Genomic DNA, 13,663 nt, shown 5'->3' with positions numbered 1-13,663 from the left:
TAAGATAGTTTATGTCGAATATAATGTACTTGTGTCAAAACATAGTTTGATTCTTTTGTTTAAAAAATGGATTTATGTAACACTTTATGAACCATGTTTTATCTTTTTAAAAGTATTCAGAAGGAAATTTTAATATAATGTAGAAATATTAATTAGATTGTCAGGTGATATCATGGGGCGAGTTCCTGAAGAAGTCATAGAGAAAATAATTGATAGCAATGATATTGTAGATGTGATATCGGAATTTGTTCCACTGAAAAGATCTGGAAGAGGCTACATGGGAGTTTGCCCTTTTCACAATGACAAAGGACCTTCCATGAGCGTATCCTCTGAAAAACAGTTATTCCATTGTTTTGGATGTGGTGCATCAGGAAATGTTATAGGGTTCATAATGCGTATAAGAAACCTGGATTTTATCGAGGCGGTTAGATACCTTGGAGACAGGGTTGGTATAAAGCTTGAAAGAACACCGGATAACCCTGAAGCCGTCAGGGAGCAAATGCTTAAGGATAAGCTGTATGAAATAAATATCGAAGCAGCGAGGTTCTATTTCAGAAACTTATTTGAAAACGAAAAACCCCTAAATTATTTGTTAAACAGGAACCTTGATGGGAAAACTATAAAAAAATTTGGCCTTGGCTATAGCCTGAATAGTTGGGACTCACTACTTAAATATCTTAAGTTAAAGGGATATAGCGAAAAATTGGTTTATATGGCCGGGCTGCTTTCTAAAAAGGAAAGCAGCTATTATGACAAGTTTAGAAACAGAATAATGTTTCCTGTTTTTGATGTAAAAGGAAGGGTTATAGGTTTTGGGGGAAGAGTCATGGATGACTCAAAACCAAAGTATTTGAATTCTCCTGAGACACCTGTTTTTGTTAAGGGAACAAATCTTTATGGATTAAATATGGCTATAAAACCCAGGATTCCAGAAAGCATAATAATAGTAGAAGGTTATATGGATTTGATATCCCTTCATCAGCATGGTATCACAAACGCTGTTGCATCCCTTGGAACAGCAATGACCCTTGAACAGGCAAAACTTTTAAAGCGCTACAGCAAGGATATTTATATATGCTATGATGCTGATGCTGCAGGTCAAGCAGCAACGCTTAGAGGTCTTGATATATTATCTTCCGTTGGATGCAATGTAATGGTAATTATGATACCAAGGGGAAAGGATCCCGATGAATTTATTAGGACCTATGGAGTTGAGGAATTTAAAAAAATTATTAAAAATGCTATTCCTGTTATAGACTATAGAATATTAAAGGCTAAAGAAGGAAAAAATCTTAAAGACGCTACACAAAAAACTGAATTTGTCAACAGTGTTGCCGCAATAATCAGTAAGCTGGATAATGAAATAGAAATTCAGGCCTATGCCTCTAAAACCTCTGATGAAACTGGAATTGATGTAAACAGTATATTGGATCAGGTTCGAAAAATTAAACAATATAAAGTGGGAAAAAATAATAAAAGAAATTTGAATGACAACGTAATAAGGATAAATACGGTTGTCATTGAACCAGCATACAAAAAAGCAGAAAGACAGCTTTTAAAATTTTCGGTTTTAAATAAGGATTATTTTGACTATATACGCAATAAAATAAATCCAGACGAGTTCATCACTTTTCATTTTAAAAAAGCAGCAAAACTTATATTCCACAAACAGGAAAAGGGTGAGAAATTTACTCCTAACGATATTTTAAAGGACTTTCACGACAAAACCGAAATCGATGATGTTTCAAGCATTTTTGTTGATGATGGTGAAAAGGAAGATGAATTTAAAGTTATTGATGATTATATTAAAACAATCAAAAAGATAAACATAGAAAATAGAATAAATGAAATAACTTTGTCCATAAAAAAATACGAAGAGGAAAAGGATATAATAAAATCAGCAGCATTATCGCAGGAATTGATATTACTTCGCAATAAGCTTACCATGCTCTAAGGATTGAAGGGAGGTTGTATAATTGAAAAAAGAAGCTTCAAATAACGCTAAAATGGGAATAGTAAAGCAGTTGATTGATAAAGGGAAAAAATCCGGTGTTTTAACATACAAGGAAATAATGGATACTTTGGAAGATGTTGATCTATCCCCGGAGCAAATAGAAAAAATTTATGAGATTCTGGAGTCTATGGGAATTGAGGTTATTGGCGATGTTGATGACTTTAATCCAGAACAGCTCCTTGAAGAAGATATTGAACTTTCAATTCCTGAAGGAATAAGCATTGATGACCCTGTAAGGATGTATTTAAAAGAAATCGGCAAGGTACCTCTGCTTTCAGCAGATGAGGAAATTGAACTGGCAAAAAGAATAGAAAAGGGTGATCAGGAAGCTAAGAAAAAGCTTGCTGAAGCTAATTTAAGGCTTGTAGTAAGCATTGCGAAGAGGTATGTTGGAAGAGGTATGCTTTTTCTGGATCTTATTCAGGAAGGCAATTTAGGACTTCTAAAAGCGGTTGAAAAGTTTGACTATAGAAAAGGATACAAATTTTCAACATACGCAACATGGTGGATTAGACAGGCAATAACCAGAGCCATTGCTGATCAGGCCAGAACAATTAGAATACCAGTTCATATGGTTGAAACTATAAATAAACTTATAAGAGTTTCAAGACAGCTCCTTCAGGAGCTTGGGAGAGAACCATTACCTGAGGAAGTTGCTAAGGAAATGAATATGGAAGTTGATAAAGTTAGGGAAATAATGAAGATAGCTCAGGAGCCTGTGTCTTTGGAAACACCAATCGGTGAGGAAGAGGACAGCCATCTTGGGGATTTCATTCCTGATGATGATGCCCCTGCACCAGCTGAGGCTGCTGCCTATACAATGCTTAAGGAACAATTGATGGATGTTCTTGATACTTTAACCCCAAGGGAAGAAAAGGTTTTAAGGCTCAGGTTTGGACTGGATGATGGCAGAGCCAGAACTTTGGAAGAGGTTGGAAAAGAGTTTAAGGTAACAAGAGAAAGAATAAGACAGATAGAGGCGAAAGCTCTTAGAAAATTAAGACATCCAAGCAGAAGTAAGAAATTAAAAGATTATCTTGACTAATGAATATTTGAAGGGCCTGGAAAAGATCCAGACCTTTATTTTTTTATAATTTAACCCGCTGTGCCAGTTTTTTGTAAATAGCAGAGATAAAAATTATATGAAATTCACATTTTTCAAGTTCAAAGCCTTATACTTCTTTGCTAAACTACTAATGAATAAAATATGTTTTTTATAGATCTTATTTATGAGGAGCTGGCACAAGAAGCTCATTTAAGATAAAATACCTATTGAACAATATCTCAATATCAAATGGCTCCAAATATTATTTTAAAAGGGTGATTTTTATGAACTTATCTAAACGGCTGAAGCACATAGTGAAAATGATTCCATCATGTAGATGTCTTGCAGACATTGGGACTGACCATGGATACATACCAATATACACTGTAATGAATAACATATCTAAATATGCCATTGCAAGCGATATAAATCAAGGTCCAATTAACGCGGCGATACAGAACATAAAAAAATTTAATTTAAACGATAAAATACAAACCAGAGTAGGTTCGGGACTGTCAACTATAACTGAAGGTGAGGCAGATGTAATAGTTATAGCAGGCATGGGAGGAACCCTTATTACTGAAATACTGGCTGAAGGCAGTCCTGTAGCCAGACAGGCTGAGTATTTGATACTTCAGCCCGTTCAGTACCCCGAGGTTTTGAGAAAATATCTTGTGAATAACGGTTATATTATAATTGATGAAGATATTGTGAAGGAGGATAATAAATATTACCAGGTAATAAAAGCTGCCAATGGAATATCAAAGCCATATGATAAAGAAGTATATTATTATATTGGAAAGATACTAATAGATAAGGGAAACCCCCTCCTTAAGGAATATATAGAGTATAAAATGGATATCTTAAAAAATATACTTGAACAGCTTTCTGAAAAACAACAGGTTGAAAAATACAGGGAATTATCTCAATTGATTAATGAGTTTAAGGATGTGATATTGTGTCTGTAAGATGTAGTGATATTATAAGGCACCTGGAGTCTAACTTTCCGCCTAATTTTGCAGAGGACTATGATAACGTCGGGCTAATTTTAGGTGATGAAGATAAGCATATAAATAGGATTTTACTTTCACTGGATATAAACGATGGGGTTATTGAAGAAGCAATAAACCTTAAGATTGACATGATAGTATCACACCATCCAATTATATTCAGGCCAATAAAACGAATACTTGCCAAGGATCCAATTTCATCGATGGCAATTAAGCTTATAAAATCTGACATCAATGTATATGCATTACATACAAATTTTGATAATGCCGGAGCTGGTATGAACGATATACTTGCTGAAATGCTGGAATTAGATAATGTATCTCCACTAACACATGATCATAACATAAAACTATATAAACTCGTTGTATTTGTACCAGTTTCTCATCATGGAGCTGTACTTGAAGCAATGCTTGAAGCAGGTGCAGGGCATATTGGAAATTACAGCCACTGTTCCTTTAACATAGAAGGTAAAGGAACATTCAAACCTCTTCCAGGAACATCCCCCTTTATAGGAAGCATAGGTGAGGTTGAAAAGGTGGATGAGGTAAGGATTGAAACTGTTGCTGATGAATACAATTATAAAAAGGTCATAGAAAGAATGCTTAAAGCTCACCCATATGAAGAGGTGGCATATGATATTTATCCACTTAAGAATACTATTGTAAATGGTGCAGGAAGAACAGGTTACTTAAAGGAAGCGATGGCTTTTAAGGATTTTTGTCAGTATCTCAAGCATAAGTTGGGTATTACGCACATAAAAGCTGGAGGAGATTTAAACAAAGCTGTGAAGAAGGTCGGCATTGTTGGAGGTTCTGGTGCTGGCTTTATAAAAGATGCGATAAAGAGCAATTGCGACGTGTTTATTACTGGGGATGTCAAGCATCATGAGGCGCTGGATGCGATAAATTCGGGGCTATGTATCATTGATGCAGGACATCATTCAACGGAAGTCGTTGCTCTTCCATACATAGCAAAATATATTGAAGAAATAAATGGTGTTGAATGTATAATATCAAAAGTATATACAAACCCCTTTTCAATAATATAATGAAGTAGCTCTATATCTGAACTAATTCGATAGGGCCAATAAAGTTTATGCAGTTATATGCAGAACAGGAAATGAATAAGTGTTGACAATTAAAGGCATCATGTAATACAATGTTTCCACGGATCAACAGATAAGTTTTCTAGAGCTAAGTTAACAATTTCTTCAATTATGTACGAGGATTAATAGAAAAAATTGCACTTTACAGAATGAAATTAATATGCTAATATTATTCTGCTGAAGGATTTAAAGCATGAAACCTAATTAAGGAATAAGCTTATTTTAAAACTACATAATGAGTAAGTTAGATGATCGCTGCCTCGAAAGAGGGAGAGGAAAGTCCGAGCTCCGTAGGGCAGGATGCCGGGTAATACCCGGTGGAGGCGACTCCAAGGAAAGTGCAACAGAGATATACCGCCATAATCTTTCTCCGGCTTTCATCATTGAAAAATGCTGGAGTTGGATGAATGCAGTTTCCATTTAAACTGCGTGGCAAGGGTGGAAAGGTGAGGTAAGAGCTCACCAGCAGTTAGGCGACTAACTGGCTCTGTAAACCCCATCTGGAGCAAGACCAAATAGAAGAGCATTTATGTACTGGCCCGGTACGCTCTTGGGTAGTGTCGCTTGAGCTAACTGGCAACAGTTAGCCTAGATAGATGATCATCCACGACAGAACTCGGCTTATAGACTTACTCATATGTATTTATTATGCGGAGATGGCGGAATCGGCAGACGCGCACGTTTGAGGGGCGTGTGGGTATCCCGTGCGGGTTCAAGTCCCGCTCTCCGCACCAGTCGCACTCACTTAAGTGGGTGCTTTAATTTTATTTTAAAATATCAAAATAAACATTATCATAATTGATAAAATATAAGCTTCAAACCATATAAATAAACAATTACATTCTATAGTTGTGATTATAATCACAGTATCTTCCTTTGGATTAGTCTAGAATTTATATTAATAAAACATAAATATGTCATAAAAAAATAAAGGTGCATAAAAAGCATAAAATGTTTTATTGTAGAAAAGCATTTTGTGTCGTAAAAACACCTATTATTTATTTGATTTTTAACATATTTTATAAACTAATTGACAGTTAACACAGTAAAGTCATTTATAAAATATAATAGTAACATTGTAAACATCTATTGATAATTATTATTTATAGAGGTAAAATATAACTATCAGCTTAGAAAGTATTAGAAAGAAGGGGTTCTATGAGCAAAATTATGAAAACTATTGATGGTAACGAAGCTGCAGCTCATGTAGCATATGCCTTTACAGAGGTTGCAGCAATTTACCCGATAACTCCATCATCACCAATGGCTGAGCATATTGACGAATGGAGTTCCAAAGGGCGTAAAAACCTGTTTGGCCAGGAGGTAAAAGTAATCGAGATGCAGTCAGAAGCAGGTGCTGCAGGAGCTGTGCACGGTTCACTTCAGGGAGGAGCTTTAACTACTACTTTCACAGCTTCACAGGGACTTCTGCTTATGCTTCCAAATATGTACAAAATATCTGGTGAACTTTTGCCAGCTGTATTTCACGTAAGCGCAAGAGCAATAGCGGCTCATGCACTATCGATATTTGGTGATCATCAGGATGTTATGGCAGCAAGGCAGACAGGTTTTGCTATGCTTGCTTCAAACAGTGTACAGGAAGCTATGGATTTTGCAGCAGTTGCGCACCTATCTGCAATTAAAGGTAGAGTGCCGTTCCTACACTTCTTTGATGGATTTAGAACATCCCATGAAATTCAAAAGATTGAAATGTTGGATTATGATGATTTGGCCAAGCTTCTTGACTATAAGGCGGTTGAGGAATTTAGAAAGAGGGCTTTAAAGCCTGAGACGCCGGTAACAAGAGGTACTGCTCAAAATCCAGACATATACTTCCAGGGAAGAGAAGCTGCTAATAGATATTATGATGCTGTACCTGAAATAGTTGAATACTACATAAATGAAATAAACAAGATAACCGGAAGAGATTATAAACTATTCAACTACGTTGGCGCAGAGGATGCCGAAAGAGTAATAGTTGCAATGGGTTCAGTTTGTGAAACCATAGAAGAAACCATAAAAGTGCTGAACTCAAGGGGAGAAAGGGTTGGACTATTAAAAGTTCACCTGTTCAGGCCATTCTCAATTAAACACTTCCTATCTGAAATGCCAAAGACGGTTAAAAGAATTGCGGTCCTCGATAGAACAAAGGAGCCGGGCTCTGCAGGTGAACCTTTATATGAGGATGTAAGAAATGCTTACTATGATGTAGAGAACAGGCCTCTCATTGTAGGAGGAAGGTATGGACTTGGTTCTAAGGATACAACACCTGCACAGATAGTTGCAGTTTTTGAAAACCTAAAGTTGGCTGAACCAAAGAACAGATTTACTATCGGTATTGTAGATGACGTTACATTTACGTCATTACCGGTTGGAGAAGAAATAGATGTTGCTCCAGAGGGAACTATTGAATGTAAGTTCTATGGCCTTGGCTCCGATGGAACAGTAGGTGCCAATAAGAGCTCTATAAAGATAATAGGAGATAAAACTCCGCTTTATGCTCAGGGATATTTCTCATATGACTCAAAGAAATCTGGAGGGCTTACTGTTTCCCATTTGAGATTTGGAAAGGAGAAAATAAAAGCTCCGTATCTTATAATGAATCCTGACTTTGTAGCATGCCATAATCCTTCATATGTATACACATATGACATGCTCAAAGGGTTGAAAAAGGGAGGTACGTTCCTTCTCAACTGCCCATGGAGTGTTGAGGAACTGGATAAAAAGCTTCCAGCCAATATAAAATCTTACCTTGCAAACAACAACATCAATTTCTACATTATAAATGCCGTTGAGATAGCAAGGGAAATAGGACTCGGTGGAAAGATAAACATGATAATGCAGACAGCATTCTTTAAACTCGCAAAAGTAATTCCATTTGAGGATGCTGTAAAATATCTTAAGGAAGCTGTTGTTGAAAACTATGGCCTTAAGGGCGAAAAGATTGTAAATATGAACCATCAAGCTATCGACAAAGCAGCAGAATCCTTAATTAAGGTGGAAATACCCGAAAACTGGAAGACAGTTGAAATTGAAAATAAGCCAGAGAGAGAAGTACCGGAATTCATCGAAAAGATTGTTGAGCCAATGAACAGACAGGAAGGGGACAATCTACCTGTAAGTGCCTTTGTCGATAGGGAAGATGGTACATTCCCAAATGGTACAGCGAGATATGAAAAGAGATATATTGCTGTTACTGTTCCTGAATGGCTTCCTGAATATTGTATACAATGTAATCAGTGCGCATTTGTTTGTCCTCATGCTGCAATAAGGCCATTCTTGTTAACAGAGGAGGAGAAGAGTAACGCTCCAGAAGGCTTCAAATCAATAAAGGCAATTGGTGGCAAAGCCTTTGAAGGATTGGATTTCTCAATTAAGGTTAGTGTGGCTGACTGTACTGGGTGTGGAAACTGTGCTGATATCTGTCCTGCACCTAAGCATAAAGCACTTGTAATGCAGCCAATCGAAACCCAGATGCATGAGCAGAAGAACTTTGACTATGCTTACAGCCTGCCAGCTAAGAAAAATCCGTTATCAAAGGAAACGTTAAAGGGAAGTCAGTTTGAAAGGCCTCTGTTCGAATTCAGCGGTGCATGTGCTGGATGTGGTGAAACTCCTTATGTAAGACTTCTAACCCAGCTCTTCGGGGATCGAATGGTAGTTGCCAATGCAACCGGATGTTCATCTATATACAGCGGAAGCGCACCATCTACGCCTTATACTACAAACGACTGCGGTAGAGGACCAGCATGGGCAAACTCACTTTTCGAGGATAATGCAGAATATGGTCTTGGAATGTTTATAGGAACTGAGCAGGTTAGAAACAAGCTTGCTTCACTTCTTAAAGAGCTAAGAGAAAAGATAGATAATAGTGAGCTAATATCAGCTATCGACCTCTACCTTGAAAAGAGAAACAATAAAAAGGAAACAAGGGATGTATCTGAAAACCTTCTTAACTATTTAAATAAATTTAATCCTGAAAATGATGAAGTAAAGAAGTTATATGATGAAATATTGTCAAAGAAAGACTTCCTTACTAAGAAATCCAACTGGATCATAGGTGGCGATGGTTGGGCATATGACATAGGATTTGGCGGCCTTGACCACGTAATATCTACAGGAATGGACGTAAATATCCTTGTACTGGATACAGAGGTATATTCAAATACTGGAGGACAGGCTTCAAAATCTACTCCTACCGCTGCCATAGCTCAATTTGCAGCATCAGGCAAGAGAACACGAAAGAAGGATCTTGGACTTATGGCTGCAACCTATGGATATGTATATGTGGCACAGGTGGCAATGGGTGCCGATAAAAACCAGTTAATGAAGGCGCTAGTAGAGGCTGAAAGTTATGATGGTCCATCTATAATAATAGCCTATGCTCCATGTATCAATCAGGGTCTTAAGAGAGGAATGGGCAAGTCACAGGATGAAGAAAAGCTTGCCGTTCAATCTGGATACTGGCATCTTTACAGATATAATCCAATGCTTAAAGAGCAGGGCAAAAATCCGTTTGTACTTGATTCAAAGGAACCAACACTTTCAGTTAGGGACTTCCTAATGGGTGAAGTTAGGTTCGCTGCCCTTGCAAAATCAAAGCCTGAGATTGCAGAGGAGCTTTATGCCCAAGTTGAAAAGGAACTCAGAGAAAAATATGAGCTTTATAAGAAGCTTGCGTCGCTTTAATAAATTAAAAGAGGCACTTTTATTGTGCCTCTTTTAATTTGTTTTATTAAAATTAATCATCTAAGTTAACGATGGAAAAAAGTATTCTAATTAATGAAAAAATATGGATATAATTGCCTTATTTCCCAATGATCTAATCCAATAAATAAAGTTTAAAAATATAACGGGAAGTTATGATAACTAATAAAGTTACCAATATACCTAAAATATTGTTCGAGTTGTATAGGAAAAGAAGTAATATACCAAATGGTGAAGCATATACTATATTTAAAAATCCAATTCTTAAATGATAACTAAAAATATCGAAAAAATTAGTTTGGGATAAAATTACTACTAATATTGAAATAATAAGTGTATTTACCATTAAAAATAAAATAACAAAAGAAATATATTGTACAAATATATATATAGGATAAGTAGTATAATTTCGGTTTAATATAAAATGAAATACAATACCACCAAGATAAGTTGAGATAGAATAGTTTGATATGTTATATAAGGTTTTATATACAGGAGTATTAAATAAATGGTTAGTTTTACCTTGAAATCTTACGCATCTTAAAGTAGTGCCAATACTTACTATAACCATTCCCCAAAATACACCAAAATGTAATGTAGCTGCAGTTGTAATTCCAAATCCAGGACTGATGCCAACGTTTTTATATTTAACTACAAATGACTCAGCAATAGCGGATAAAAAAATAAATATTATAATATCTGAAAAACTTATATTTGCAAGTTGAGCATGGTATTTTTTTGTATATAATAAATAGCTACTAACATAGCAAAAAGCTGAGAGAACATAAAGTATTGCAAGATATATTGCTAATTTTTTGTTTTTCATTTTTTCCTCCGAAAATTAGAATGTCATTAAGAATTACGTGATTATATTAAATTAATTAATTTTAACAATATAAAAAAATCATCTTTCTGCATGATTTCTAGTCATTTCACTAACTATAAAAAGCATCAAACCTATGCATAAAACTACATCCCCAATACTAAAAACATAATTTCTTAATATCGTTTTTGGGAAAATATCTCCTAAAAACCAAAGTTTTGTGTTAGAATTTATAATTGTATAAAGTCCTTCAGAAGAAATTTTTGCCTCTTCAATAGAAGGAAAAAGCCCAGCAATTACTGTAGCTTTTGCATCTACTGGCATTGCTCCTCCGTTTAAAAAAATAGGCAATGCATTTAATAAAAATCCAATTCCCATTAGAACAATGTATTTATTTTGCCTATTGAGATAGATAAACAAAAATAAAATTAAATACATTAATAAATCAAATATATAAGTTAAAGTACCCCTAGCTACGACATGATTTCTAATTAACATAACTATGATGAATTCTATAGAAAAAGCAATGAAGACCAGATATATGCTTTTTATTTTGGATACATCAAAATTTTTTATGTTACCTTTTAAAATAAATCCTAATATAATCGAAAAAATAAATACCTCAATAAACATTGTTACTACCCCTCATTACTTTTGTAGCTTTTTCAAAGCTTTAAGATAGGCGTCTACAACATCAGGATGAAACTGAGTACCTTTATTTTTTTCCAATTGTTCAATAATTTCTTCCTGACTTAATGCTTTTCTATAAGGTCTATCCGTTGCCATAGCGTCTATTGAATCTGCTAACTGAACGATGAAAACATCAAGACTTAACTCGTTTGCCTTTTTTCCAAGTGGATATCCTTTTCCATCAAATCTTTCATGATGAAATCTAACTATGTTATTAATTTTCTCAAGATCTTTAATATCTTTTAAAATATTATATCCTATCTCAGGATGTGTTTTAATTATATCGTACTCTTCAGCAGTTAGTTTACCAGGCTTATTAAGTATGTGATCATCAATTCCAATTTTACCCACATCATGCAATAAAGCTGCAATAGTTAGCTGTTCGATTTCCCATTCACCATATTTCAACTCTTTAGCAATTATTCTAGTGATTTCTGAAACTCTCTGGGAATGACCTTCGGTATACTTATCCCTTGCTTCAATAGCTCTCATTAGTGCATTAACTGTTTGTATATATTTTGACTTTGATTCAATATATATAGAAAAAGTATACCTAGCAAGAGCGATTGGAAAGATGAATAATAGTACGCCTATGTATTTATAAGAATTAAATATAAATGCTAATATAACACCAAAAGGGGCCATTGCCAGTATATTAAGCAAACCTAATTTTGCATTGCTAACAAAAAAATATAAAACGTTTCTATTATTCAATATTGCAAATAATCTAGATATTATTAAAGTATTCAATAAAAAAAATACTATACAAAAAGCTATAATTGGAACAATGTTCTCATTTATATTCTTAATCGGCAATCGACCACCAAAAATTAGAAAAACATAATTTCCGTAAAGCGTTGATAACAGAAAGATACTATAATTAAATACAGTTTTATATAATGGTGTATTTAGTATATGAATATGTTTATTGTTTGTTTTTAAAATTCTCAATGAAAAACCAACAATAGCTATTATAATGGTAGATAGTGGACCAAATAAAATATAAGAAGCTAACTGTATAGCGAAACTTGTACTAAATGAAAAACCATAAAAAGGCACAGTTATTGATTCTGTTAAAGCGGTCAATAATATAAAAAATAATATGTTCATATAATTTGATAATTCAAGAGGTATATAATTTAGATATAAAAAAATACATAAGGAGCCGAAGGCTAATATGTATATTGTTACTAAGAAAGCTTTTAATTTCATAGGTAAATTCCTCATACGTGCCTCCCTATATGTAATAAAGGCCGATTATAGGTCAATGTATTTTTATATCCAAGTAATTGTTGATCCGCCAGCTATAGCAAGAGCTAAAACAGCAAGTAAAACAGGTAAATACTTCTTCATGAAAATTCCCCCTTTATGTAAATTCTTTAGGGCTTCGCTAAAAACCTAAAGTAACTTACTCCGCTTATGGGGTAAAGGATAAACAAAAGATAAAATTTATAATCGGCCTTTATTGACGAATTAAATATTAATTTTTTGAACCCTTCTATTAATGGCATCAAGCGTCGATTTTGCAATCGTTTCATTTATATCGTTTTTAACAACTGCTGACCCTACCATGGTTTCTTCACTTCCTTCGAAGATCATATTTACAAGCACCGATACAAATGTTACATCATTGCTTGATGATAATATCACATCCTGGATATCAAATACAAAGGCTTGTCCAAGAATTTTTTCTACTGCTTTAACTGTGGTATCGGCAACTATTTTTCTCCTGTTTGCAGCTGTATTTATTCCAATCTGTGTTACTGAATACTCCTCATCCTGATATAGAAGTTTTACGCTGCACTCTACGGTATTGTCATAAGTTTTAAGTGTTACACCTATAAATTTTATTCTTCTTAGCGAATCATGATCGTCAGCCTGAATCTGGGCAATACTAACCTTCTTTCTATCAATCCTATAATTAAAGGCAGCCAAAAGTGAAGATTCAATATCTCTAACTATTTGCTTTGGAGACCTGGCATTGTTTGCAAGTATATGTATTTCAACTATATTGTTTTTATCAATAACTACTTTAGAATTTATTACTCCTGAAATCTTATTAATAATGCTTTGGTAATCAGAAAAATTCATTTTAACCCCACCCTTAAAAATTTACATGCATATTATACCATATTATTTTGTCATTATTCAATAATTGCCAATTACAAAAATAATTTGGTTCATTGTAAAATTAAATGCAACAGATAGAATAAAAAAATAACAACCATAGTGAAAATCATGTATGATATAGGTGTCTAATCCAAACAT

9 protein-coding genes, 1 tRNA gene and 1 other RNA gene are annotated in these 13,663 nt (G+C 34.5%); 7 read left to right on the top strand and 4 right to left on the bottom strand.

The features are described 5' to 3' along the window. Positions 1-172 precede the first annotated feature (172 nt). The 7 genes from dnaG to nifJ all read left to right on the top strand — a co-directional run bounded on the left by dnaG (position 173) and on the right by nifJ (position 9,864). On the top strand, positions 173-1,954 hold the full coding sequence (dnaG, locus tag EDD71_RS11130; protein WP_133628815.1) for a DNA primase: 1,782 nt from the start codon (positions 173-175) through the stop codon (positions 1,952-1,954). A gap of 22 nt (positions 1,955-1,976) precedes the next feature. Next, positions 1,977-3,059 (top strand): RNA polymerase sigma factor RpoD, encoded by a 1,083-nt coding sequence (gene rpoD, locus EDD71_RS11125; RefSeq protein WP_166636456.1) that lies wholly within the window; start codon positions 1,977-1,979, stop codon positions 3,057-3,059. 284 nt (positions 3,060-3,343) lie between these two features. Then, a complete protein-coding gene (locus EDD71_RS11120; RefSeq protein WP_133628814.1) occupies positions 3,344-4,027 on the top strand; it encodes a tRNA (adenine(22)-N(1))-methyltransferase in 684 nt (227 codons plus the stop codon). After that, on the top strand, positions 4,018-5,118 hold the full coding sequence (locus EDD71_RS11115; protein ID WP_166636455.1) for a Nif3-like dinuclear metal center hexameric protein: 1,101 nt from the start codon (positions 4,018-4,020) through the stop codon (positions 5,116-5,118). The genes EDD71_RS11120 and EDD71_RS11115 overlap by 10 nt, the downstream gene beginning before the upstream one ends. Positions 5,119-5,411: 293 nt before the next feature. Beyond that, positions 5,412-5,815, top strand: an RNA gene (gene rnpB / locus EDD71_RS11110) — RNase P RNA component class A. Between the two features lie 10 nt (positions 5,816-5,825). Further along, positions 5,826-5,909 (top strand) — tRNA-Leu (locus EDD71_RS11105). A gap of 424 nt (positions 5,910-6,333) precedes the next feature. Beyond that, the gene (gene nifJ / locus EDD71_RS11100) at positions 6,334-9,864 is read left to right on the top strand and encodes a pyruvate:ferredoxin (flavodoxin) oxidoreductase (protein WP_133628812.1); all 3,531 of its coding nucleotides are present in this window, start codon (positions 6,334-6,336) and stop codon (positions 9,862-9,864) included. A 133-nt stretch (positions 9,865-9,997) separates the two neighbouring features. Here the strand turns inward: nifJ and EDD71_RS11095 are convergent, their stop codons facing one another. From EDD71_RS11095 to EDD71_RS11080, 4 genes are all read right to left on the bottom strand, one after another. Further along, on the bottom strand, positions 9,998-10,708 hold the full coding sequence (locus tag EDD71_RS11095; RefSeq protein WP_133628811.1) for a hypothetical protein: 711 nt from the start codon (positions 10,706-10,708) through the stop codon (positions 9,998-10,000). Between the two features lie 78 nt (positions 10,709-10,786). Beyond that, positions 10,787-11,338 carry a DUF5317 domain-containing protein gene (locus EDD71_RS11090; RefSeq protein ID WP_133628810.1) on the bottom strand — a complete coding sequence of 184 codons (552 nt, stop codon included), beginning with the start codon at positions 11,336-11,338 and terminating at the stop codon, positions 10,787-10,789. A gap of 15 nt (positions 11,339-11,353) precedes the next feature. Then, positions 11,354-12,622, bottom strand: coding sequence for an HD-GYP domain-containing protein (locus tag EDD71_RS11085; RefSeq protein WP_133628809.1), 1,269 nt, complete (start codon positions 12,620-12,622; stop codon positions 11,354-11,356). A 246-nt stretch (positions 12,623-12,868) separates the two neighbouring features. After that, positions 12,869-13,486 (bottom strand): hypothetical protein, encoded by a 618-nt coding sequence (locus tag EDD71_RS11080; RefSeq protein WP_133628808.1) that lies wholly within the window; start codon positions 13,484-13,486, stop codon positions 12,869-12,871. Positions 13,487-13,663: the final 177 nt, after the last annotated feature.

Source organism: Fonticella tunisiensis (genome assembly GCF_004364155.1).
Taxonomy (GTDB): Bacteria; Bacillota; Clostridia; order Clostridiales; family Caloramatoraceae; genus Fonticella; species Fonticella tunisiensis.
The sequence above is the reverse complement of the archived record's forward strand: the minus strand, read 5'-3'. Positions and strand labels throughout refer to the sequence as shown.